Source organism: Pseudomonas sp. RP-B7 (assembly GCF_059803535.1).
The window spans coordinates 170466-193978 of sequence record NZ_JAPFHC010000002.1; the positions used below are offsets into that span (position 1 = coordinate 170466).

Below are 23513 nucleotides of genomic sequence, written 5' to 3' on the forward strand. Positions count from 1 at the left end.
GACAGCCAAGCATCGCCCACCGTGATGCTGTTGGATGTTTCAGGCCGGTCTCCGGGCTCATGAGTGGCGATCGCCGACGCTGCGCCTTCCCATATCGCGGGGCGATACAGTGGCAGAAAGCAGGGTCTTGACTCATTTACCGTTGCGGGGGCAGCGCCGGGATCGCGGCAGCACTGTGTACAAGTGCGCTCACTCACCGGCTTCCCTGTTTCACTCGGTCGACCCGTGGGTCACAGAGCACCTGGAACAAGTCGCGAAGGGTAGAGGGTTGGGGGTGGAGCGTCAATTAAAGCCGGCTTCGCACTTGAACCATCGGACCGCTGCATGCCTCTACCCTTGCAGGTACCCAGGAGAAAAACATGCACAAGACCCGACTTGCCCTACTGATCATGTTCGCAGGCGCCCTCGCCGCCTGCGGTGAAAGTTCGACCTTGCAAGTGTCTGACGGAACCGGGCCTTCCCCCAAGCTACCGGAGCCGAACAAGACCCTGATCCCCACGGTAAACATCGCGCCAGCCATCGGCTGGCCTGCGGGTGCGAAGCCAACTCCCGCCGCGGGCACCCAGGTGGCGGCGTTTGCCGAGGGCCTGGACCACCCGCGCTGGCTGTATGTGCTGCCCAATGGCGACGTACTGGTGGCAGAAACCAATGCGCCGCCCAAACCCGATGACTCAAAGGGCATTCGTGGCTGGGTGATGGAAAAGGTCATGGGCCGAGCCGGTGCAGGTGTGCCTAGCCCGAACCGCATCACGTTGCTGCGCGATGCCGACCACGATGGCATCGCCGAGACCCGGACAGTATTTCTTGAAAACCTCAATTCGCCCTTCGGCATGACCCTGGTGGGCAATGATCTGTATGTGGCGGACTCGGACAAGCTGCTGCGCTTCCCCTACCAACCGGGAGCAACCGCGATCAAGGCAGCCGGTACCAAGGTGGTCGACCTACCCGGCGGCAGCATCAACCACCACTGGACCAAGAACGTGGTGGCGAGCAAAGACGGCCGCAAGCTGTATGTAAGCGTAGGCTCCAACAGCAACGTTGGTGAAAACGGCCTGCAGGCAGAAGAAGGCCGGGCGGCGATCTGGGAAGTAGACCGCGCCAGCGGCCAGCACCGCATTTTCGCCTCGGGCCTGCGCAACCCTAACGGCATGGCCTGGGAACCACAAAGCGGCAAGCTGTGGACGGCGGTGAACGAGCGCGATGAAATCGGTAGCGACCTGGTGCCGGACTACATCACCTCGGTTCAGGATGGCGCCTTCTATGGCTGGCCGTTCAGCTACTACGGACAGCATGTGGATGCGCGAGTCAATCCGCAAAACCTCGACCTGGTGGCCAAGGCGATTGCACCATACTACGCCGTAGGCCCGCATACCGCCTCGCTGGGACTGACGTTTGCCGAGAACAGCAAATTGCCCGCCCCCTTCACGAATGGCGCATTCATCGGCCAGCATGGTTCGTGGAATCGCAAGCCCCACAGTGGCTACAAGGTGATCTTCGTACCGTTCGAGGCTGGCCAGCCCAAGGGACAGCCGGTGGATGTGCTGACCGGGTTCCTCGACAAAGATGAGAAAGCCATGGGCCGGCCGGTGGGCGTGGTGATTGATCAGCAGGGGGATTTGCTGGTGGCAGATGATGTGGGAAATAAGGTGTGGCGGGTGTCGGCGGCTAAGTAGACAGGCTTCAGACCACCACAAAACCCATGTGGGAGCGGGCTTGCTCGCGAAGGCGGTGTGTCAGTCACAGATGTGTGGTCTGATCCGGCGCCTTCGCGAGCAAGCCCGCTCCCACACAAGCCCGCTCCCACATTCAGATCTCTGTCAGCTCAGGGATTACGTGCCAGATTCCCTGGCAACACGCGCTTGGCGCTCAGGTAAGCATTCTGCCAATACGCCTTGGACAAGGTGTCCAGCTTCACCGTGCCGCCGGTTTGCGGCGCGTGCACGAAGCGGCCCTCGCCCACATAGATGCCGGCATGGCTGACCTGTGAGCCGCCGCCGGTGGCAAAGAACAGCAGATCACCGGTTTGCAGGTTCTCTTCACTCACATCCTGGGCGCGCATCACGATCAGTTCGCGGGTGGTGCGTGGCAGGGAGATGCCGGCCGCATCGCGGTAGACAAAACCGATCAGGCCGCTGCAATCAAAGCCTGAGTCCGGCGTGTTGCCGCCCCAGCGATAAGGCGTACCGACCAGGCCGAGCGCGCGAAAGAGCACGTCTTCGGCGACAGGCGAGAAATTCTGGGTGGAATAGTTGAACACCGGCTTGGGCTTCACCGCTACGGGAGCGGGCGGTGGACGGCTGGCGCAGGCGCTGAGGAGCGCGGCGCAAACAATAAGAATCAGGCGGGCCGAGGTCGACATGTGCAGAACAATCCTGGTCTGGATGCGGCTTTCGCTGCCGAACGCTGAAAACCAGAACGCGCAAGCAGAGCTCGCGCGTACGGTTTACAACAATATCCAGGGATTCTAGCGCTTACACGTCAAACTTCAAGTATCACTTTAAGTTTACTTGCTAGCGGTAACCGTCGTCGGGGCCATGGCGAGTGCACGCTTGGCTTCGATGAAGGTTTTGCTCCAGTAGCTATCGCCCAGGTTGTCGACTCGGACACCGCCACTGCGACGGCTGCTGGAGTGGATAAACTGGTTATCGCCCAGGTAGATACCGGCATGGCTTACGCGACCACGGCCAGCAGTACTAAAGAAAAGCAGATCACCGGGCTTGAGGTTGTTGCGTGCGACCAACGGTGCATTCACGTTGATCATTTCGCGAGTGGAGCGTGGCAGGTTCATGCCAGCTTCTTCACGAAACAGGTAGCCGATGAAGCCGCTGCAGTCGAAACCGGCTTCAGAGGTACCACCGAAACGGTAACGGGTACCGATCAGGGACATGCCGCGTTCGAGAATGCTGTCGGCCAGGACTGGAAGCTGGTAAGGCTTGTTGCCGGAGAAGGCGCCCAGTTCCTTTTCAGTCGCCAGCTCTTCTTCATAAACAGAAGCAGACTGTGCAGCGACGAATTTTGCCTGATTTTGAACCTGAGGTTTTTGCTGCTCGGCCACCTGTTGAGGGTGGGAGGCGCAACCAAACAACAAGGTAACGAGTGCGAGAGGCACGAGGGGTGCGAAGCGATTTAGCATGGGCACGACCGTGGCTGATGTGTAAAGAAGCCGAGACTATGCCCGCTATCAGATCGATTTGCAAATTCAATCGTGATCTATGTGACTTCTTGTTTGGACGATGACATCTAAGCCCTTAACACCCTATGCGACCGATTTGCGTGGCCAACCCGGCCCAAACGCAGGTTTTCTGGCGCCTGGATTTTGCCGAAAGCCCCGAAAACAAAGGGCTGGCTACCAGCCGAGGGTTTCCTTGAGGAAAGGAATCGTCAGCTTGCGCTGGGCTTGCAGAGAGGCCTGATCGAGCTGTTCGAGCAAATCGAACAACGCGCTCATGCTGCGGGTACCGCGGGTCAGAATGAAGTGCCCGACCTCATCGGTGAGGTGCAGGCCGCGACGGGAGGCCCGCAATTGCAGGGCACGCAATTTGTCCTCGTCAGACAGGGGACGCATCTGGAAGATCAGCGCCAGGGTCAGGCGAGATTTGAGATCCGCCAGCTTGACCGGCAGCTCCCGCGGCGAGGTGGATGCAGCGATCAGCAAGCGCCGGCCGCTGTCACGCAAACGGTTGAACAGATGAAACAACGCCTCTTCCCACTCCGCCTTGCCGGCGATGGCCTGTAGATCGTCCAGGCAGACCAGCTCATATTGCTCAAGGTGGTCGAAGATACCGATACCGCGATCCATCAACTCGGCCAACGGCAAATAAACCGCCGGCTCGCCCATCTGTTCAAAACGCAAACACGCGGCCTGCAACAGGTGAGTACGCCCTACGCCGTGCTTGCCCCACAGATAGATCAGGCTTTCGGTCCACCCGGCGTCGGCTTCGCAGAGCCGCTCGACATAGCCGAGTGCAGCGGCATTGGCGCCTGGGTAGTAGTTGATAAAGGTGGCGTCGTCACGCAGACGCACACCCAAGGGCAGCTGAATCGGTTTCATGCTGACTGAACGGCTCCAAACGAACCGCTAGTGGCCTCTGTGTAAAGTTTGCAAAGTTTATACCCGTGACGCCGGGCGCACAATGCAGCAGACCACAAGCAAAATCAAAGGTTTGCGTTAACTTACCGGTTTTGCGCGGATTGTTTGACGCCCCACCCCCAGAAACAACAAACCCGACCAAGGCCGGGTTTGTGACGCAACGTTTACAGATCAGGGTCTTCGACCCCCGTGTACACATCCGAATCCTTGTACAAGTCATGCACATGGCGCACCAGCACCATGATCACCGCCGCCACCGGCAACGCCAGCAAGATGCCAGTAAAGCCGAACAGCTCTCCGCCCGCCAGGATCGCAAAGATCACCGCCACCGGGTGCAGACCGATCCGATCCCCCACCAACAACGGCGTGAGCACCATGCCTTCGAGCGCCTGGCCGACCATGAACACCGCGACAATCCCGAGCATCGGGTACAGGTCGCCACCAAACTGGAACAACCCGGCCACCAGCGCCGCGCCGATACCAATCACAAAGCCCATGTACGGCACGATGGCCGCCAGGCCGGCGATCAGGCCAATCAACAAGCCCAGTTCCAGGCCGATCGCCATCAGGCCGGCAGCATAGATAACCCCCAGGGCCAGCATCACCAGCAACTGACCGCGCACAAACGCACCCAGCACCTCATGACACTCCTCTGCCAGCGAGACGATGCGCTCTTCACGGTTGCGCGGCAGCAGGCTGCGGATCTTGGCCATCATGATGTCCCAGTCGCGCAGTAGGTAGAACGCCACCACCGGGATCAGCACCAGATTGGTCAACCAGCCTATCAGCGCCAGGCTGGACGCCGTGGCCTGGCTGAGTACGACGCCGACAATATCGGTGGTCTGCCCCATATGCTCGCTGATCGCGGCCTTGACCTTGTCGAACTTCCAGAACCCATTCGCCAGCCCCAGCTTGGCCTGGGCCCACGGCATCGCCGTGTGCTGCAGCCAATCCAGCATCTGCGGGGCCAGTTCATAGAGGCGGAACAATTGCTTGGCCAACATCGGCACCAGCACCAGCACCAGCGCCGTGATGATCAGGGTGAACAAGGCGAAAACCGTCACCACGCCCCAGGTCCGTGACAAGCCGACCTTCTCCAGGCGATCCACCACCGGATCAAACAGGTAGGCCAGCAGCAACGCAACCAGGAACGGCGTCAGGATCGAATGCAGCAAGAAAACAAACGCGCACAGCAGGACCAGCCCACCAAGCCACACCCAACGACGCGTATCCGCCATAAACCACTCCATTGCTTCTATATAAGGAAGAACTGTTACCAACGAAACCGCAGTTGCGCCGCAGGCGTTGCTGCCGCTGGTGCTTCACCAGGCCCAACCTCCTGCAACTTGGCCAGGCCCAACTGAGTACGCAATTGATCGACACTGCCGTTGACGCGATAGACGATGCGGTCGCCATCCACAGACTGCGGCTGGCCACCAAACGGCTCGAGCAGATGCCCCAGGGCGGCATAGCGCTCCAGGTTCATGCCTTGTACTTCGAGCAACTGCTCGCTGCTTACCCCGGCCTTGACCGCAAAGCGCGGTGCCAGCTTCTGGCTGACCGCCAGCATGACGGCATCGGCCACCGCGCCCGTATCGGCGCCTTGGACGCTGCCCTGCTCGCTCTTGTCGCCCAGCCACAAGCGCCACTTGGCCTGCCACTGGTTGCCTTCCTGGCGTGCATGCACGGCCAACAGGGCATCCGCGCCGTAGCGCTCGGAGGCGGCGCGCAGTGGCGTGGCGTCGGCGCTTTCCAGGTTGGACGCGGTGGCCACTACCTGCTCTTCCAAGTCACCCAGCGGCAGCCGCAACGGCAGCCCACGGTGCTGCGCCGCGCGACGCAGTGCCTGGGCGACGCTTTGGCCATCACCGACCAGACTGCTGCCTTCGGTAGAGTCATTCAGCCACCAGCCAAGGATCGACGGCCGGTTGCTGCCCCAGATCGACAGACCCGCATCACGCAAGGCGCGATCGGTGCTGACCGGGTCAAAATCCACTTGCAGGCTTTCCGGCGGGCCGGCGTCGTAGCCGTATTGCGTGATGATTTGCTGCGGGTCCTTGCGAACCGCCGCCAGGCCCGGGCCATCGGCGGCCTTGGCGTCGCCGGTCAGGCGGATCACCAGGGTTTGCACGGCACGCTGGGTCGCCTGGTCGCGCTCTTGCGGCGACTGGCTACTGACGGGTTCGAGCACTTGATACAGGCCATTGAGGGTTTCGGCATGACTCGCCAGGCTGACCAACGACAAGCAGCCTACAAAGAAGAATTTACACAGACGCATGGAAGATTCCCGAACGACAAATTTAGCGGCTGGAACAGACCGCGTGAATTCGGCTTACCAGGGCTGTGACCACAGCGGCTGGCAAAACATTCACGGGTATCGGTAAGTTTTCGTACTGTCATAACGATAGCGGGTTCAAGGCTATACCTTAATACGTACCAAAGCAGACCGGATTAGCATTTTTTTAACCCATATGCCTCTGCCCGTCGGCCCGAGGATGGCCGCTGCCCCTCAAGCCTGATAAAATCGCGCGCCTTCGCAGACCGTCAACGGCGTGGCCTTTATAAAAGCCCCCGCCCGCCCGGTCGTTACCCCTGAATCCCCCCTAAAGGCCTGGATCATGAGCAAGCAACCCTCCCTGAGCTACAAGGACGCCGGTGTAGACATCGACGCCGGTGAAGCATTGGTCGAACGCATCAAGAGCGTCGCCAAGCGCACTGCGCGCCCCGAAGTCATGGGCGGCCTGGGCGGTTTCGGCGCCCTCTGCGAGATCCCGGCCGGCTACAAACAGCCAGTGCTGGTCTCCGGCACCGACGGCGTGGGCACCAAGCTGCGCCTGGCACTGAACCTGAACAAGCACGACAGCATCGGCATCGACCTGGTGGCCATGTGCGTCAACGACCTGGTGGTGTGCGGCGCCGAGCCATTGTTCTTTCTGGACTACTACGCCACCGGCAAGCTCAACGTCGAGACCGCCACCCAGGTTGTGACCGGCATTGGCGCCGGTTGCGAACTGTCGGGTTGCTCCCTGGTCGGCGGCGAAACCGCTGAAATGCCAGGCATGTACGAAGGCGAAGACTACGACCTGGCCGGCTTCTGCGTCGGTGTGGTCGAGAAAGCCGAGATCATCGACGGCTCCAAGGTTGCCGCCGGTGATGCCCTGCTCGCCCTGCCATCGTCCGGCCCGCACTCCAACGGCTACTCGCTGATCCGCAAGATCATCGAAGTGTCCGGCGCCGACATCGAAAACATCCAGCTCGACGGCAAACCGCTGACCGACCTGCTGATGGCCCCGACCCGCATCTACGTCAAGCCACTGCTCAAGCTGATCAAGGACACTGGCGCCGTCAAGGCCATGGCCCACATCACGGGTGGCGGCCTGCTGGACAACATCCCGCGCGTGCTGCCAAAAGGCGCCCAGGCGATTGTCGACGTGGCCAGCTGGCAGCGTCCTGCAGTCTTCGACTGGCTGCAAGAGAAAGGCAACGTCAACGAAAACGAAATGCACCGCGTGCTGAACTGCGGCGTCGGCATGGTCATCTGCGTGGCCCAAGAGCACGTTGAAACCGCGTTGAACGTACTGCGTGAAGCGGGCGAGCAGCCCTGGGTCATCGGTCAGATCGCCACCGCACCGGAAGGCGCGGCCCAGGTTGAACTGAAGAACCTCAAGGCTCATTGATGTCCCAGACCTGTGATGTCGTGGTGCTGCTCTCCGGCACCGGCAGTAACTTGCAGGCCCTGATCGACAGCACGCGCACCGGCGACAGCCCGGTGCGCATCGCTGCGGTGATCTCCAACCGCAGCGACGCGTTCGGCCTGCAACGCGCCAGCGACGCGGGTATCGCCACCCGCTCCCTGGATCACAAGGCCTTCGAAGGCCGCGAAGCCTTCGATGCCGCCTTGGTCGAACTGATCGACGCCTTCAATCCCAAACTCGTGGTCCTCGCCGGTTTCATGCGCATCCTCAGCGCTGATTTCGTGCGGCACTATGCTGGGCGCCTGCTCAACATCCACCCTTCCCTCCTGCCTAAATACAAAGGCATGCACACGCACCAGCGGGCGCTCGACGCCGGCGACAGCGAGCATGGCTGCAGCGTGCACTTCGTCACCGAGGAACTCGATGGCGGGCCTCTGGTCGTACAGGCAGTGGTTCCGGTAGAGTCGGATGACTCAGCGCAGAGCCTTGCGCAACGGGTTCACGCCCAGGAACACAGGATTTACCCGCTGGCAGTGCGCTGGTTTGCCGAGGGGCGGTTGATTCTTGGTGAGCAGGGTGCATTATTGGACGGTCAGTTACTCGCGGCCAGCGGCCACTTGATTCGAACCTAGGAGATTTTATGCGTCGCGCCTTGCTCTTCGCTTTTGCTCTGTTTGCCTTGCCTGCCGTGCAAGCGGCAGACCTTCACCCTTTCTCCGTTAGCTACACCGCCGACTGGAAACAGTTGCCCATGAGTGGTTCGGCTGAACGCAGCCTGGCCAAGAATGGCGACGGCACCTGGACCTTGAACTTCAAGGCTTCCATGATGATCGCCAGCCTCACCGAAACCAGCGTGATCCTGTTTGACAAGGACACCCTGCAACCGAAGAGCTACATCTTCGAACGCGGTGGCCTGGGCAAAGCCAAGAAGATCAACCTGGACTTTGATCAAACCGCCAAGAAAGTCACCGGTTTTGAAAACAAAGACCCGGTCAACGTGGCCCTGCAAAGCGGCATGCTCGACAAGTCGACCTACCAGCTGGCCCTGCAGCGCGACGTTGCCGCTGGCAAGAAAAGCATGAGCTACAACGTGGTCGAAGGCACCGACGTCGACACCTACGACTTCCGCGTGATCGGCCCGGAAAAGGTCCAGACCAAGGTCGGCTCCATCGACGCGATCAAGGTTGAGCGCGTGCGTGACCCAACCCAAAGCAAGCGCATCACCCAGATGTGGTTTGCCAAGGACCAGGGCGGCATCCTGGTTGCCCTGCGTCAGGTCGAGACTGACGGCAAGGAATACAACATCATGCTGCAAGACGGTACGGTTGACGGCAAGGCTGTCAAAGGTAGCTGATCGGCTGATGAGTCAAAAAAAGAGCCTCGCTGACTGCGGGGCTTTTTTTTGCCTGCGGATTCTATGTAGAGGCTTGCCTGCGATGGCGATAGCGGGCTCTCAACATGAAACTTCTGTCATAAAACTCCAGCACCCATACCGCAACCCCCCAATCCTCAAGGCCTGCAGCACTGTTGCAGTTCCTGCAATGAATTGTTGCGCGAAAAGTCGGTTTACTTAGCAAGCTAACAAAACATATAACAAAGGCCTGCGACGACTTGCCGCAGACCCACCAGAGATTGGAGCAAGCAGATGACTGTAAAAGTAACTGAACGCGACGATGCACATATGTCCCATGAAGCGCTGGGCCATGGGATTCACATCTGGGATGTACACCAACAAGACCTGCTGGTCGGCATGTTTCACAACGAGAGTGACGCTCACAATTATAAGAACGAGCTCGAGTCGCTTGAGATGAAACGCCAGGCAGAAAGCTCCTGAGTATCGAAATCCTATAGGTGCTCCAGCCCACGCAGCCGGAGTACCTATCAACAAAAACCCCGCCTTTTGAGCGGGGTTTGTTGTTTCTACAGCCTTACCACATCAGATCATCCGGGATCTGGTAGGCGGCGTATGGATCATCCTCGTCCGGCACCTGGCTTTCGGTGAGGATGTTGAGCTGCACGATGCGCTCTGGCGCACGCTCCTGGATCTTCAGCGCCGCTTCACGCGGGATCACCTCGTAACCACCACCGTGATGCACGATCGCCAAGGAGCCGTTGCTCAGCTTGTTGCGCATCAACGTGTTGACCGACAGGCGCTTGACCTTCTTGTCATCCACGAAGTTGTAGTAATCCTCGGTGGTCAGCTTGGGCAGGCGCGAGGTCTCGATCAGTTGCTTGACCTGGGCCGTGCGGGCCTTGGCCTCGGCTTTTTCCTGCTGCTGGCGATTGAGTTCCTGGTCGCGCTTGACCTTCTCGGCCTTCGCTTCGGCAGCCAGGCGGGCCTGGGTGTCATCGGCCTCGATCTGGCCCTTGTGGACCAGGCGCTGCTGCTTCTGTTTCTCTTTGCCGACCTGCTTGGCCTGCTTTTGGTTGACCAGACCTGCTTTGAGCAACTGATCGCGAAGGGAAATGCTCATGGTGCTTACTCACTTAGGCAGCCGCTCAACCGCAGCTGGACATGTTCTTTTCCTGGCGTTTGGCTTCACCCCACAGGGCGTCCAACTCTTCGAGGGTGCAATCTTCTATGGATTGATGCGTATCGCGCAATGCCTGTTCGATAAATCGGAAACGTCGTTCGAACTTGGCATTGGCGCCACGCAGCGCGGTTTCCGGGTCGACCTTGAGGTGACGGGCCAGGTTGACCGCGGCAAATAGCAGGTCGCCAACTTCATCGGCGATGGCGGCTGGGTCGTTGTCAGCCATGGCTTCGAGTACTTCATCCAGCTCTTCGCGGACGTTGTCCACCACCGGCAAGGCGGATGGCCAGTCAAAACCGACCTGGCTGGCGCGCTTTTGCAACTTGGCGGCACGAGACAAGGATGGCAGCGCCGTGGGTACGTCATCGAGCAGGGACAGTTGCTCCGGTACGGAGGACTTTTCCGCACGCTCCTCGGCCTTGATCTGCTCCCAACGGTGCTTGACCTGCTCTTCGTTCAACCGGGGGGTATCCAGCGGTGCGTACAGATCGCCGCTGGGAAACACGTGGGGATGACGACGGATCAGCTTGCGCGTGATGCTGTCGATCACGCCGGCAAATTCGAAACGCCCTTCTTCCCGAGCCAGCTGGCTGTAATACACCACCTGGAACAACAGGTCGCCGAGCTCGCCTTGCAGGTGATCGAAGTCACCGCGCTCGATGGCATCGGCGACTTCGTAGGCTTCTTCAAGGGTATGCGGGACGATGGTGGCGTAGGTTTGCTTGATGTCCCACGGGCAGCCGTATTGCGGGTCGCGCAGGCGGTTCATCAGGTGCAGCAGGTCATCTAGTGAATACATCAGTTTCTGTCCGATCAAGTGGGCACGCAGAAGATCAAATGTGGGAGCGGGCTTGCTCGCGAATGCGCAGTGTCAGCCAATGAATCTGGCACTGACACACCGTATTCGCGAGCAAGCCCGCTCCCACGAAAGCCCTCCCACATGTTAGCCCGCGTTCATCCAGCTAATCATGGCGTACGGTTACGCCGCGTCTCGATGATGTTCGGCAACTGGGAAATCCGCCCCAGCAACCGCCCCAACGCGTCCAGGCCCGGGATCTCGATGGTCAAGGACATCAACGCGGTGTTGTCCTCTTTGTTCGAGCGGGTGTTGACCGCCAGCACGTTGATCCGCTCGTTGAGCAGCACTTGCGACACGTCCCGCAGCAAACCGGAACGGTCGTAGGCACGAATGACGATGTCCACCGGATAGGTAAGGACCGGCACCGGGCCCCAGCTGACCTGAATGATCCGCTCCGGCTCACGCCCGCCCAGTTGCAGCACCGAAGCGCAGTCCTGGCGGTGAATGCTCACGCCACGGCCCTGGGTGATGTAGCCGACGATCGCGTCGCCCGGCAACGGCTGGCAGCAGCCGGCCATTTGCGTCATCAGGTTGCCCACGCCCTGGATCTGGATGTCGCCGCGTTTGCCCGGCTTGTAGCCGGTGGCTTTGCGCGGGATCAACTCCAGCTGCTCGCTGCCGCGCTCCGGTTCGACCAGTTGTTGCGCCAGGTTGACCAGTTGCGCCAGGCGCAGGTCGCCGGCACCGAGGGCGGCGAACATGTCTTCGGCGATCTTCATGTTGGCCTTTTCGGCCAGCTTGTCGAAGTCCACCTGCGGCAGGCCCAGGCGGGCCAGTTCGCGTTCGAGCAGGGTCTTGCCGGCGGCGACGTTCTGGTCGCGCGCCTGCAACTTGAACCAGTGCACGATCTTCGCCCGCGCCCGCGACGTGGTGATGTAGCCCAGGTTCGGGTTCAGCCAGTCGCGGCTCGGCGTGCCGTGCTTGCTGGTGATGATCTCGACCTGTTCACCGGTTTGCAGGCTGTAGTTGAGCGGCACGATGCGCCCGTTGATCTTGGCGCCCCGGCAGTTGTGGCCGATCTCGGTGTGTACGCGGTAAGCGAAGTCCAGCGGCGTGGCGCCCTTGGGCAGGTCGATGGCATGGCCGTCAGGGGTAAAGATGTAGACCCGGTCCGGCTCGATGTCCACGCGCAACTGTTCGGCGAGGCCGCCAATGTCGCCGAGTTCTTCGTGCCATTCCAGGACTTGGCGCAGCCAGGAGATTTTCTCTTCGTACTGGTTGGACCCGGCCTTGACGTCGGTGCCCTTGTAGCGCCAGTGCGCACACACGCCCAACTCGGCCTCTTCGTGCATGGCGTGGGTGCGGATCTGCACTTCCAGCACTTTGCCCTCAGGGCCGATCACGGCGGTGTGCAGCGAGCGGTAGCCGTTTTCCTTGGGGTTGGCGATGTAGTCGTCAAACTCCTTGGGAATATGCCGCCACAGGGTGTGGACGATGCCCAGCGCGGTGTAGCAGTCGCGCATTTCCGGCACCAGCACACGCACGGCGCGCACATCGTAGATCTGGCTGAAGGCCAGGCCCTTGCGCTGCATTTTGCGCCAGATGGAATAGATGTGCTTGGCGCGGCCGCTGATGTCGGCATCGACGCCGGTAGCCTGCAACTCGGAGCGCAGCTGGTTCATCACATCGGTGATAAAGCGCTCACGGTCCAGCCGCCGCTCGTGCAACAGCGTGGCGATCTGTTTGTATTGATCGGGTTCGAGGTAGCGGAAGGACAAGTCCTCCAGCTCCCACTTGATATGGCCGATGCCCAGGCGGTGTGCCAGCGGCGCGTAGATGTCGAACACCTCGCGGGCCACACGGTTGCGTTTTTCGTCGTCGGCGGTCTTCACCGCCCGAATCGCGCAGGTGCGTTCGGCCAGCTTGATCAGGGCGACGCGTACGTCATCGACCATCGCCACCAGCATCTTGCGCAGGTTTTCCACCTGGCCCTGGGTGCCCAGCACCATCGACTGGCGCGGGCTGAGGCTGGCGCTAATGGCGGCCATGCGCAGCACGCCGTCGATCAGCTTGGCCACCACGGCGCCGAAACGCTGGCTGACCAGCGGCAACGCGATATGCCCTTCACGCACGCCGCGATAGAGCACGGCGGCGATCAGCGAATCCTGGTCCAGCTTGAGATCGGCAAGGATCTCGGCGATCTCGAGCCCGGTGCGAAAGCTCGAAGTGCCTTCGGCCCACAGGTTCTTGGCCGCATTGTCTTGTTGCTCAGACTCGCGAGCGAACTCGCAGGCTGCCTTCAAGGCTTCACGGTCCAGTGCCGGGTCGACACTGACGGCATGATCCAGCCATGCCTCGAGATTGATACTGCCGTCGGTGTTGATCGGCTGGTGTGCTCTCACCTGTACCATCTTGCTTACCTTCCCTACGACGCACCTCTGATGCGCCAAAATCATCGCCGACTTTACTGCGAACTCCGTGGCAGATCACAGGCCCTGGAGAACGCAGGCCAGTCGGATTAAACGGGCATCCTAGCCCGCTTCAAATAACGCCATGGCCTCGACATGCGCTGTCTGCGGAAACATGTCGAGGATCCCGGCACGTTTTAGCCGGTAGCCTTGCTTGACCAACTCAACCGTGTCCCGCGCCAGCGTCGCCGGGTTGCAGGACACATACACCAGGCGCTTGGCCCCCAGAGTGGCGAGCTTGCGCACAACCTCTTGGGCACCATCGCGGGGTGGGTCCAAGAGTACCGCAGAAAAGCCCTGTTTGGCCCATTCTGCGTCAGTCAAAGGCTGGGACAAATCGGCCTGAAAAAACTGCGCATTATGCAAATTGTTGCTGACGGCATTAAGCGCCGCCCGATCCACCATGGTCTGCACGCCCTCCACCGCGACCACTTCGCGTACTTGTCTGGCCAGTGGCAGGGCAAAGTTGCCCAGGCCGCAAAACAGGTCCAATACGCGTTCGTCAGGCTGTGGGGCCAGCCATTCCAGGGCCTGGGCCACCATCGCCGCGTTGACAGCGGCGTTGACTTGCACGAAGTCGCCGGGACGGTAGGCCAGTTCCAGGCCCCACTGCTCCAGCTGAAAACCCAACGCGGCATCGGCATCCACCGGCTCCGGCTGGCCCTCGCCATGCAGCCACAACTGGGCTTGATGGAACGCGCAGAATTCTTTCAATACCAGCAGGTCCGCGTCCGACAATGGCGCCATATGCCGCAGCAGCACGGCGATGGATGTACCGCTGAACAGCTCCACATGCCCCAGGGCCTGGGGTTTGCTCAGGCGGCGCAGCATGTTCGGCAGACGCTGCATGATCGGTTGCAAGGCCTGTACCAGCACCGGGCAATCATCGATGGCGACGATGTCCTGGCTGGCGACCGCGCGAAAACCCACTTCAAGTTTTTTCGCCTTGGCATCCCAACGCACCGCTACACGGGCACGGCGACGGTAGCCGAATTCCGGACCGCTCAAAGGTGCGGCCCACTCCTGCGGTTCGACACCCGCCACGCGGGACAGTTGCTCGGCGAGCATGCGCTGTTTCAGGGCAAGTTGTTCGCCATGGGGCAAGTGCTGCACGCTGCAACCGCCACAGCGGCCCACGTGGGCACACGGCGCCGGGCGGCGCAGTTCGCTGGCCTTGAACACCCGTTCGGTGCGCGCCTCGACCACTTTGCCGTGGGCCCCCAACACCCGCGCTTCGACTTCTTCACCGGCCAGCGCACCATTCACGAACCAGGTGCGGCCTTCGAAGAACACGATGCCACGGCCATCGTTGGCCAGGCGCTCGATGGTCAGGCGTTGTTTCTTGCCCACTGGAATCTGCGGGGCCCGGCTGCCGCCCGTCGGTTGGAAGCGCAGGCCTCTCTCGTGCTTGGCCATCAGTTGGGTTCGTCGAAAATGCCGGTCGACAAGTAACGGTCGCCACGGTCACAGATGATCGCGACGATCACCGCGTTTTCCACTTCTTGGGACAAACGCAACATACCCGCCACGGCGCCACCGGAAGACACGCCGCAGAAGATGCCTTCTTCACGGGCCAGGCGCCGGGTGGTGTCTTCGGCTTCACGCTGGGCCATGTCGATGATGCGGTCCACGCGCGTCGCGTTGTAGATCTTCGGCAGATACTCTTCGGGCCAGCGGCGGATACCCGGGATGGCTGCGCCTTCCATCGGTTGCAGGCCGACGATCTGGATCGCCGGGTTCTGCTCCTTGAGGTAGCGCGAGTTGCCCATGATGGTGCCGGTGGTGCCCATGGAACTGACGAAATGGGTGATGGTGCCCCCGGTCTGGCGCCAGATTTCCGGGCCGGTGCTGGTGTAGTGCGCCTCGGGGTTGTCGCCATTGGCAAACTGGTCCAGCACCAGGCCACGGCCTTCGGCGGCCATGCGCTCGGCGAGGTCGCGGGCGCCTTCCATGCCTTCTTCCTGGGTCACCAGCACCAACTGGGCGCCGTAGGCGGTCATCGCCGCCTTGCGCTCGGCGCTGCCGTTGTCGGGCATGATCAGGATCATCTTGTAACCCTTGATCGCGGCGGCCATGGCCAGGGCGATCCCGGTGTTACCCGAGGTGGCTTCGATCAGGGTGTCGCCGGGCTTGATCTGCCCGCGCAACTCGGCGCGGGTGATCATCGACAGCGCAGGGCGGTCCTTCACGGAGCCGGCCGGGTTGTTCCCTTCGAGCTTGAGCAACAGGGTATTGCTGGTTTCTCCCGCCATGCGTTGCAAGCGGACCAGGGGCGTGTTGCCGACGCAATCGGCAATTGTAGGGTACTGCAAGGTCATGGCGTATTCGCAATCCAGACTGCGGGGGCGGACATCATACCGGGAAAGCCCGGCGGGCCATATCACGCAAAGTAAGGTGCTTATTGCTGATAGGCATAAGCAACATTGGCGGCACCTGTGAAGTTGGCCCACTCACCTTCTGTCAACGCCAGAAGCAAGCGGTCCTCATCGACTGAGCGCCGGCTGGACAGGTCATTGGCCAACGCCAGGTAAGCCCCATCGCTCAGTTCTGCACGGTTGACTCTATCCAAGGCGTCCTCCAGCGCCTGATCGTAATGCCCCAGCGTGGCTTGAAGACGCACCTGATACTTGGCTTGCAGGAACTGCCGCCAATACGTCTTCTCAATCAGCCACCCAGGCCAGTCCAACCTCGTCTCGCCCGCCAGGATGCCGTTAAGCATCGCGGCAACGCTCTCGGGGCTGGGGGTGCCCAACGTCCGATCCAGCCGTTGATCGAAGCCCAGGGGGAGGTCCAGGGCCGCGGACAAGGCAATTCGGTAAGCCAGTATGCGTGTGCCCGCCAGCTCCGGTGTCTGATGCGGATCGAACAAAAGCACAGCGTTCGTGATGGCCGCCAAGCGGCTGCTGGCCCGCAAACAATTGAGCAGCGGCATCCCATCGCCGTCGCCCCCGGTGAGCAGTTCGAACATTCTGAACTTGAGCTCCAAATTGTTGAGCGACACCATGCAACCGTTCACGCCAGCGCTCATGTCGTACCGATGCTCGAACAGGATCGTCGCCAGTTGCGGGGTGTTGGCAGCCCCTTCGATCAAGCGCCAGACTCTGCCGGTGAGGTCTTCTCGCAGGGCTCGGTAACCCACGGCAACAAACTTGGGATCAGCGGCAACACGCTCGATCAGCGTGAAAAACCGCGCAAAAATCTCCCGCCCCTGCAAGTCCTGCCAAAGCGCGAGGTGCGACGGTACGTCCCTGACCGCCAGCACCGCCAACCAGCGGTCGGGACCGGCAGTAACGGGAATATCATGCGGATGCAATCCGAAATGAATGCCAGAACGCCCCGGCTGCTCGCGATAAACACGAAGCATCTGAAGCGTGCCCTGCGACAAGGGGTTGCCGGACAGGTCCATGGCGCGATGGACATCAGCGTAGATAAACAAGTCAGACCGAGTCAGCACTTGGATGCGGTTGTTTGCGAGGTCAAACACCTCCAGCCATTTCAGGGTGACAGCCCCCTTGGGCAGGCTTTCCAACTGAGTGTTGCGCAGGTTCAGATAGCGCAGGTGTTTCAAACCCGACAAGTTCAGTCGCTGTCCTTGGCGAAGGGGGTTCGAGGACAAATCCAACACGCGCAATTGCGTCAGCTCACTCAGCCGGATCACATCGCCCAGCCTGAACTTGAGTCGATTGTTGCCCAGGTACAAGGCCCTCAGCCGCGGGACCTCGGAAAGCCCCGGCGGCATCTGCTCGAACCTGTTGTCGCTCAGGTAAAGCCGCGTCACGCCCGGGAAACAGCGCAGGAAACGCGTAGGCAATTGAGACAGTTGGTTTCGCTTCAGGCTCAATACCTCCACGTGTCCGAAATGCGCGCCCAACGTGGGCAGATCGGTCAGGTCCAGGCCATCGAGATTCAGTTCCTTGACCATGGCCGTCCCGTGAGTCGAGGCCTCCCTGGCCCAACATCGCTGGATACGTACAACCGCCTGCGCCCGGGCCTCCCGCGCGGGGCCCGTCGTGCCATGAAGCCATCGCCCCAGCGCAACGTTCATCGCCTCACGTTCGTTGTAGAGATAGTCGATCATCCCATCGCGTTCTCGAACCGAGTCGCCTGCGTCCCGCCACAGCTGTAGAACCTCGTCGTCGGTTCTCGCCGGATACAACACGCGCAAGCGCGCTACCTGGGCGCGCTCCATCGGCCTCAGCCCTCTACCGCTCAGCGGATAAGCGATGCGCCCATCCGCAACACGCTGTGGCGGATGGAAATGCGGACGGCGCCCCACACGCCTCTGGGTCTCGGCAAACTCCCATATGCGTTGCAGACGCCAACGCACCTGCTCGAGCAATTCCCCCTCCCCGGCGCCCTGGGTGAACCCCAATGACTGCCGCTCGGCCAGCGGCAGCGCGGCCAGTAACACCTCAAGGAATGGACCCGGGCGTCCCACTGGCTGTCGCCGCCCGTTTGCCTGGGGGAGATAGGCCTGATACTGGTGGGATACCCGCTCCACCATGCACTTGAGCGCTGCATCGAACGGGCCGACGCTGGTCTGCATAAAACCGCCTTGCCACACTTCAACCCGAAGGTGCGCCGGCCAACCGTCTATTTGCGCCAATGCATGCAGGAGCGCGGTCGCACTGTTCTCATCGGCGCTGGCCGGCAGGTGCGCGCTCTCCAGAATCCTGGTTTTGCGCAGGTATTGCACCCACCATCGGATCGCCGAGGTCAGCGTCAACGGGACCACCCCGCTCTCCAGGCTGCGGCGCTCGGCCGGGGTGACAGCGCGCACCAGGTCTTCGGCGACCCGGTTGGTCAAATCGGGGTAGTCACGCTGCAGCACTTGGGCCAGTGGGTCATTGGAATGCCGGCGATCAGGGCATAACGCCTCGAAGAACAGGTGTTCCATCTGCGGCTTGTCCAGCGCCACTTTTGCCTCCAGCACGGTGATCTGATCGGAATGCGCGACGCCCTTGCGCCCCACCAGTGCATCGGCGCGATCGGCACCGACTTCGCCCAGCATCCGCTCGAAAAAAGCCGCACCAACGTCCATACCGGCCTTGACCCGCTGATGGACCGTGAAGCGCTCAAGGGTATCCAGCAGGACGGCGGGGGGAAGCTCATTGCGTACATGCACCCGGCGCAGCATGTCTGTTGTCACCCCGCTGATCCGCAGCACCTGTTCAATCGCATCCGGCCCCAGCGCACGGGCCAACGGCCCCAGTCGATAAAACGGTCGTTGGCCGTCCCAAGTCAGCGGGTCTTCCCATTCATGGCGCCACGCGCCGGCGCCGTTATGGGTGAGGGCCGGGGCGTAAGCGTCGTTCAACGAGGGGTGCTGGATGCGCCACGGCTGTGCCGGGTCCGCTTGGGCGACCTTGAAACAGTCGCCTTCGATAAACAGGTAGCGCGCCGAGCCGAGGGCATACAGGCCCAGCGCGTCGGGCTCGGTGCCGATGCGTGAAATATCGTCGCTACGGGCGTACGCCGCGATCTCACGTCGATACGGATAGAACGTGCCGTCGGGCGCACGATTGCGCACCAGCGCCTGGGCGACTTGGTGACGCAGATCGCCGATGGCCTGCGCCGCCGAGAGCCCCAGGCGGGCACGGTCTTGCTCTGACAACTGGCTCACGATGAGGGCGTAGAAGCTGTCGGCGCCAGTGAACATCTCGCCGCTGCGGTGCGCCTGTGCGTCATACGCCGCGAACCGCCCCAGGCGATGATCGATCACGACCAGGGTTCGATCTCGAGTGCCCTTGGAAACATAAGGCACCGGCTGCTCGGCCCAGCTGACGACCAGTGCTCGCCCGAGCCCATCACTCAACACGCCATGGGCATACGCGGCCGCCCAATTCTGGGTTTGCCGGTCAAAGCGGCGGCGGTGGAACAGGCCATCGACAATGGCCTCCCGACGCGCTCCCCGACGGGCCGCGCGCAAGGCGTCATACAGCGCTTCAGGCTGCAATTGCGAAGTCAGCAACTGCATCTGTTGGTGTGCCGACAAGGGATGTTCGCGCAGCACCTCAAGCAAGCGTGCCAGGCTCACCTGTGGGTGCAGTGCCTGCAATTGCGCAACCACCGCCGGCATGGACAACTCGTGGCCGACGCGATCAGGCAACAATTGCCGCACGCCCCTGCTGGCCCCCTTGGCCGTCGAGCGACTGGCCCCGGCGAAGCGCGTCAGTGCCTCAAACAACTCGATGCTCAAGGTCTTGGCCAGCGCCGCCAGTTGCTGGCGAATCAGCGGTGCGCCCGCGGCAAAAACTGTCGGCATCAGCGCGGCGATGGCATTCGGCAGATGCACGACGCGACGACTCGTGGGCCCATAGGCGAATTGATAGTTTTCCAGGGCGATGACGGTGACCGTTTCTGTCGGCGGTCCCATCGTATTGGCGCTGTAGCGTCGCAGCTCCAGGCCTTGCTGATTGGCAATGCTCAACGCGGTGTTTGCCGGCCAGTCCGCCAACTGGGTGAGCAGCGGCGCCATGACCTCAACAGCACCGACGGGCGCAGGGTGATCGGGATTGGCGCCCTGGCTTACCCAGTCGATCAACCGGTCAGTGTTGAAACGCTGCACCGCCTCAACCAGTGACGCCGAAGGCGGCGCGCCCTCCCACACTTGGTTCAGGGCAGCATGCGCGGTGGCACTTGAATCGAGCACGGCGTCCAGCGCACGGGAAGGCACATCCTTCGCGCCGAGCATTCGTTCGAGCAACTGCGGGCCCGTCGGGTGCCGAGGGTCGATGACCGTGTGCGACCGCGAGAGTTGCTGATAAAGACGCTGATGCCGACGCTGCACGGTGAACGCCAGCCGGGTATGCATGCGGCCGCTGATCAATAAATCGGCCAGATCGACAAATGCCTGCAGCAGTTCGCCTGGCCGCCCCTGCAACGCCTGATGCCCCCCGCCGATCAAGCCCTGGGTCAACGCGACGAACATGCCAAACACGCGTGCCCGCCCCAGCCCGTTGGGTGCTCCCGGCACCGGAATCAACAACAGGTTGAGGATTTCATTGAGCAAGGCCTGGAACACCTCGATCACGCTCGGCATCAACCCGGGCATCTCGTTGGCCAGTTCTTGCAGGTTGGCGCGGCAACGCTTGATGTAGAAGGCGCTCAAGCAGACCACGGGCACCTTCTGCACCGGGGTGCGCACACTGCCAATGCTCTGGGCCTTGTCGAGCGAGGGAATGGACTGCGCCAATGCGTAAAGCAGTTGGGCGACGTCATTGAGGCCCTGGGGTCGGACAGAAGCTTTGGCAAGCTGCTTTACGCGTGCACAGTCACGCAGTGACATCATCTGATACAGCCAATCGACCTCGCCTCTGCGGTAGAAGCCCTGGAAGGCGACGTGAAATTCCTCACAGGCTTCGCGGTGGCTGGCATGGTGACGCAACGAGCCACCAGGACGATTCGGGAAGAAGCTGAAGGCGCCCCGGCAACCACTGACGGAAAACACGATATGGGGAATGCTCAGGCTGTCGCCGGGGGGCGGGCCGACGTATTGCCCGGTGAACCCCAGGGATTGCGGCAACCAACTGAGGTTGTCCACCCCGTGGGGGATAAACAGCAGCATTTCCTCAACGTTCTCCCAGCGCACCCCTCCCACCAACGCTTGCTTCACGGCCTGATAACACGCCCTGTCCACCCGGCTTGCGGCAGTGGTTCTCAGGGCCTCGATCAGCGCGAATTCGAACTCAGCCGCGGCCAGTGCCATGACCCGCCCGCCCAACTCGGCGGAGGCCGACAGTGCCTGATCCAGACGCGCCTTGAGTTGCCCGCCGAGATCCAGCCTGCGCACCAGCGCTATGAAATCAGCCGCGTTGGCATTTATACCCTCGTCAAGAAAGCTGGCGTCAGCCAACCCCGTGCGGCCGGGATAACTCCAGCCGGTCAGCCCGTCGTAGTTGATGCACGCGGCGTCCCACAGGGTGAGGCTGGCGGTTTTTATCACATCGCCATCGGCGCCACGGCGAACACGATTGGCCGATTGAAGGTAACGCGTATGGATCTGTGCGACTTTCGGGTCGATGTCCTGACCCGTCAGGGATTTCAGGCCTTGGCGCAGCGACGCCAGGGCCTGTTGCTCGAAAGCCAGGGTCAGTTCATGAATGCCTTGTTCCAGAGCGTATTGCGCAGAAACCCACGCCCGTTGCAGACGTACGTATTCAAACCGCTCGTCGTCGTTGAGTTCACCGAGAAAGGCATCGAACTTTACCCGGTATCCGTCCAGGGCCTGCAAGGCAGACCACTGCGCACGCGACATCAGCGGCCCGGGATGCTGCGCCATAAACGCGGCCAACGTGTCAGGGGAATTCGGTTCAGCCATAGGTACGCTCCTTAAATGAACGAGCCTACCCAGTCGCCATCAGCCGCTCCGGTAGCTATGTAGCGCCACGCATCAAGCGTGGTTTTTGGCGAAGACCAAAGGCCCCATCGCGGCGATCTGCCCTTCGATCAACGCCTCGAACGGCTGGAGCAACGGCTCGAACGAAGTCGGCGCCTCCAGCACCTGCAAGGCCTGCACAATCGCCTCGACCGTCGACAACGCCCCCGGTCCCGGCGCCTTGCGCAGCCGATAACGGGAGACGGCGCCTTCGGCCAGGCTCACCCTGGGCAACGCCGCCAGCAACGGGTTGAGGTGCAACAGTTTGCGCGCCTTGCGCCAGGTGCCGTCAGGCACCACCAGCAACAACGGCTGATCGTCAGGTGTATACCCTTGCAATGGCTGGGCATCGTCGCCGGGAAACAACAACCGCGCCTGATAACCCGGCGGGTTCAACAACGCCGGCAAATCAGCAAACACCTCGCCCACCACCAACTGCGCATTGTTCAGCCCCAATGCCGCCAACCGTGCCGTGTTGAGTGCGTGGTTGACCTCGCTCGGGTGCTGCAACAGCAACACCCGGGTGCGGCTGTCGAGGCTGGGTATCAGCGGGCACAGGCAATGGGCAAGAGGCCTGAGGCAACGGGAGCATTGGGGTCTGGACATGGTTTCAGGCCTGGTTGAGCTGGGTTTTGAGCAAGTCGCGAAAGGTCTGGATCAGTGGCTCACGGCTGCGACCTCGGCGCATGATCATCGAGAACGGCGCCTGGTAGCCGAAGGTCGCCGGCAGCAAGACGCGCAAGTCGCCCTTGTCGGCCCAGGCCTGGGCGTAGTGTTCGGGCAGGTAGCCGATGTAGGCACCGGACAGCACCAGGATCAGTTGTGCCTCCATACTTTCCACCGTGGCGGCGCTGTGCTTGAAGCCGTGGCGCGCCAGTTCCGCCTGGCTCCAGTAGCCGCGCCCGACCATGCGCTGCTGGGTGATCACCTGCTCGGGGATGCGCCGCTCGTTGAACAACGGGTGGCGGGTGCTGCAATACAACCAGTGCTGTTCGCGGTACAGCGGCATGTAGATCAGCCCGCTCATGCGGTTGGAGAAGGCGCCGATGGCCAGGTCGAGACGGTTGTCCTGCACGCCCAGTTGCAGTTCGTAAGGGCTCATCACCGACAAATGCAGGTGCACCGCCGGGTGTTCGAGGCTGTAGGCGCCGATGACTTCGGCGAACGGCAAGGCTTTGTCGCTGACGGTGGAGTCAAGCACGCCGAGCTTGAGGGTACCGCGCAACTCGCCTTTCAACGCCGCGGCGTACTGCTCGAAGCCTTCCAACTCGCCGAGCAGGCGCAGGGTTTCCTGATGGAACAGCTCGCCCTTGCTGGTCAGGCTGAACCCGCCCCGCCCACGGTGGCACAACACCAGACCCAGCGCCGACTCCAGCTGGCTCATATAGGTGCTGATGGCCGACGTGGACAGGTTGAGCTCGTGCTGGGCACTGGCGAACCCCTGGTGGCGTACGACGCTGACGAAGATGCGCAAGAGTTTCAGGTCGGGCAAGGCGTTGGCCATGGGGTCTCCGAAGGCACACACATAATCCTGTGGGAGCCAGCTCCCA

General features: G+C 61.5%; 18 protein-coding genes and 1 riboswitch. Of the genes, 5 read left to right on the forward strand and 13 right to left on the reverse strand.

Annotated features, from left to right (window positions below):
* Window positions 1-25: 25 nt before the first annotated feature.
* Window positions 26-260, reverse strand: a riboswitch (cobalamin riboswitch).
* 99 nt (window positions 261-359) lie between these two features.
* On the forward strand, window positions 360-1673 hold the full coding sequence (locus tag OPU96_RS03585) for a PQQ-dependent sugar dehydrogenase (RefSeq protein ID WP_498558655.1): 1314 nt from the start codon (window positions 360-362) through the stop codon (window positions 1671-1673).
* 149 nt (window positions 1674-1822) lie between these two features.
* Here the strand turns inward: OPU96_RS03585 and OPU96_RS03590 are convergent, their stop codons facing one another.
* From OPU96_RS03590 to OPU96_RS03610, 5 genes are all read right to left on the reverse strand, one after another.
* Window positions 1823-2359 carry a C40 family peptidase gene (locus OPU96_RS03590; RefSeq protein ID WP_226454966.1) on the reverse strand — a complete coding sequence of 179 codons (537 nt, stop codon included), beginning with the start codon at window positions 2357-2359 and terminating at the stop codon, window positions 1823-1825.
* A 144-nt stretch (window positions 2360-2503) separates the two neighbouring features.
* A complete protein-coding gene (locus OPU96_RS03595; RefSeq protein WP_192297061.1) occupies window positions 2504-3133 on the reverse strand; it encodes a C40 family peptidase in 630 nt (209 codons plus the stop codon).
* A gap of 213 nt (window positions 3134-3346) precedes the next feature.
* The gene (gene hda, locus OPU96_RS03600) at window positions 3347-4051 is read right to left on the reverse strand and encodes a DnaA regulatory inactivator Hda (protein WP_058422138.1); all 705 of its coding nucleotides are present in this window, start codon (window positions 4049-4051) and stop codon (window positions 3347-3349) included.
* 203 nt (window positions 4052-4254) lie between these two features.
* Window positions 4255-5328, reverse strand: a complete 1074-nt coding sequence (locus tag OPU96_RS03605) for an AI-2E family transporter (RefSeq protein WP_498558656.1) — start codon at window positions 5326-5328, stop codon at window positions 4255-4257.
* 35 nt (window positions 5329-5363) lie between these two features.
* Window positions 5364-6368 carry a DUF2066 domain-containing protein gene (locus OPU96_RS03610; RefSeq protein ID WP_226454965.1) on the reverse strand — a complete coding sequence of 335 codons (1005 nt, stop codon included), beginning with the start codon at window positions 6366-6368 and terminating at the stop codon, window positions 5364-5366.
* A gap of 340 nt (window positions 6369-6708) precedes the next feature.
* On the opposite strand from OPU96_RS03610, the gene purM reads away from it, so the two are divergent.
* The 4 genes from purM to OPU96_RS03630 all read left to right on the forward strand — a co-directional run bounded on the left by purM (window position 6709) and on the right by OPU96_RS03630 (window position 9619).
* Entirely contained in the window at window positions 6709-7767 is a 1059-nt protein-coding gene (gene purM, locus OPU96_RS03615; protein ID WP_192297065.1) for a phosphoribosylformylglycinamidine cyclo-ligase, read from the forward strand.
* On the forward strand, window positions 7767-8417 hold the full coding sequence (gene purN, locus OPU96_RS03620; RefSeq protein ID WP_192297066.1) for a phosphoribosylglycinamide formyltransferase: 651 nt from the start codon (window positions 7767-7769) through the stop codon (window positions 8415-8417). Before purM ends, purN begins: the two co-directional genes overlap by 1 nt.
* A gap of 8 nt (window positions 8418-8425) precedes the next feature.
* Entirely contained in the window at window positions 8426-9139 is a 714-nt protein-coding gene (locus OPU96_RS03625; protein WP_192297067.1) for a DUF3108 domain-containing protein, read from the forward strand.
* A gap of 291 nt (window positions 9140-9430) precedes the next feature.
* The gene (locus OPU96_RS03630) at window positions 9431-9619 is read left to right on the forward strand and encodes a hypothetical protein (RefSeq protein ID WP_017734626.1); all 189 of its coding nucleotides are present in this window, start codon (window positions 9431-9433) and stop codon (window positions 9617-9619) included.
* Window positions 9620-9713: 94 nt separating this feature from the next.
* Here OPU96_RS03630 and OPU96_RS03635 read toward each other — a convergent pair whose 3' ends face one another.
* The 8 genes from OPU96_RS03635 to OPU96_RS03670 form a co-directional block, all read right to left on the reverse strand.
* A complete protein-coding gene (locus OPU96_RS03635) occupies window positions 9714-10259 on the reverse strand; it encodes a DUF2058 domain-containing protein (protein ID WP_105694808.1) in 546 nt (181 codons plus the stop codon).
* Between the two features lie 25 nt (window positions 10260-10284).
* Entirely contained in the window at window positions 10285-11118 is an 834-nt protein-coding gene (mazG, locus tag OPU96_RS03640) for a nucleoside triphosphate pyrophosphohydrolase (protein ID WP_226454964.1), read from the reverse strand.
* Window positions 11119-11285: 167 nt separating this feature from the next.
* The gene (gene relA / locus OPU96_RS03645; RefSeq protein ID WP_192297069.1) at window positions 11286-13529 is read right to left on the reverse strand and encodes a GTP diphosphokinase; all 2244 of its coding nucleotides are present in this window, start codon (window positions 13527-13529) and stop codon (window positions 11286-11288) included.
* 120 nt (window positions 13530-13649) lie between these two features.
* Window positions 13650-15002 carry a 23S rRNA (uracil(1939)-C(5))-methyltransferase RlmD gene (rlmD, locus tag OPU96_RS03650; RefSeq protein WP_226454963.1) on the reverse strand — a complete coding sequence of 451 codons (1353 nt, stop codon included), beginning with the start codon at window positions 15000-15002 and terminating at the stop codon, window positions 13650-13652.
* Complete coding sequence (gene cysM / locus OPU96_RS03655) at window positions 15002-15904, reverse strand: cysteine synthase CysM (protein WP_192297071.1); 903 nt, start codon at window positions 15902-15904, stop codon at window positions 15002-15004. The genes rlmD and cysM overlap by 1 nt, the downstream gene beginning before the upstream one ends.
* An 80-nt stretch (window positions 15905-15984) precedes the next feature.
* Window positions 15985-21906: an NEL-type E3 ubiquitin ligase domain-containing protein gene (locus OPU96_RS03660; protein WP_498558657.1), complete on the reverse strand. Its 5922-nt coding sequence runs from the start codon at window positions 21904-21906 to the stop codon at window positions 15985-15987.
* Between the two features lie 72 nt (window positions 21907-21978).
* Window positions 21979-22569, reverse strand: a complete 591-nt coding sequence (locus OPU96_RS03665; protein ID WP_192297073.1) for a tRNA-uridine aminocarboxypropyltransferase — start codon at window positions 22567-22569, stop codon at window positions 21979-21981.
* Window positions 22570-22573: 4 nt separating this feature from the next.
* Window positions 22574-23467 (reverse strand): LysR family transcriptional regulator, encoded by an 894-nt coding sequence (locus OPU96_RS03670; RefSeq protein ID WP_003193084.1) that lies wholly within the window; start codon window positions 23465-23467, stop codon window positions 22574-22576.
* Window positions 23468-23513 lie beyond the last annotated feature (46 nt).

Bases quoted from the DNA above. Each gene is read 5' to 3' on its own strand.
- rlmD (WP_226454963.1), bottom strand. From the start codon at position 15,002: ATGGCCAAGCACGAGAGAGGCCTGCGCTTCCAACCGACGGGCGGCAGC.
- hda (WP_058422138.1), bottom strand. From the start codon at position 4,051: ATGAAACCGATTCAGCTGCCCTTGGGTGTGCGTCTGCGTGACGACGCC.
- OPU96_RS03605 (WP_498558656.1), bottom strand. From the start codon at position 5,328: ATGGCGGATACGCGTCGTTGGGTGTGGCTTGGTGGGCTGGTCCTGCTG.
- OPU96_RS03585 (WP_498558655.1), top strand. From the start codon at position 360: ATGCACAAGACCCGACTTGCCCTACTGATCATGTTCGCAGGCGCCCTC.
- OPU96_RS03590 (WP_226454966.1), bottom strand. From the start codon at position 2,359: ATGTCGACCTCGGCCCGCCTGATTCTTATTGTTTGCGCCGCGCTCCTC.
- OPU96_RS03660 (WP_498558657.1), bottom strand. From the start codon at position 21,906: ATGGCTGAACCGAATTCCCCTGACACGTTGGCCGCGTTTATGGCGCAG.
- mazG (WP_226454964.1), bottom strand. From the start codon at position 11,118: ATGTATTCACTAGATGACCTGCTGCACCTGATGAACCGCCTGCGCGAC.
- OPU96_RS03625 (WP_192297067.1), top strand. From the start codon at position 8,426: ATGCGTCGCGCCTTGCTCTTCGCTTTTGCTCTGTTTGCCTTGCCTGCC.
- relA (WP_192297069.1), bottom strand. From the start codon at position 13,529: ATGGTACAGGTGAGAGCACACCAGCCGATCAACACCGACGGCAGTATC.
- OPU96_RS03665 (WP_192297073.1), bottom strand. From the start codon at position 22,569: ATGTCCAGACCCCAATGCTCCCGTTGCCTCAGGCCTCTTGCCCATTGC.
- OPU96_RS03630 (WP_017734626.1), top strand. From the start codon at position 9,431: ATGACTGTAAAAGTAACTGAACGCGACGATGCACATATGTCCCATGAA.
- cysM (WP_192297071.1), bottom strand. From the start codon at position 15,904: ATGACCTTGCAGTACCCTACAATTGCCGATTGCGTCGGCAACACGCCC.
- OPU96_RS03670 (WP_003193084.1), bottom strand. From the start codon at position 23,467: ATGGCCAACGCCTTGCCCGACCTGAAACTCTTGCGCATCTTCGTCAGC.
- purN (WP_192297066.1), top strand. From the start codon at position 7,767: ATGTCCCAGACCTGTGATGTCGTGGTGCTGCTCTCCGGCACCGGCAGT.
- OPU96_RS03595 (WP_192297061.1), bottom strand. From the start codon at position 3,133: ATGCTAAATCGCTTCGCACCCCTCGTGCCTCTCGCACTCGTTACCTTG.
- OPU96_RS03610 (WP_226454965.1), bottom strand. From the start codon at position 6,368: ATGCGTCTGTGTAAATTCTTCTTTGTAGGCTGCTTGTCGTTGGTCAGC.
- OPU96_RS03635 (WP_105694808.1), bottom strand. From the start codon at position 10,259: ATGAGCATTTCCCTTCGCGATCAGTTGCTCAAAGCAGGTCTGGTCAAC.
- purM (WP_192297065.1), top strand. From the start codon at position 6,709: ATGAGCAAGCAACCCTCCCTGAGCTACAAGGACGCCGGTGTAGACATC.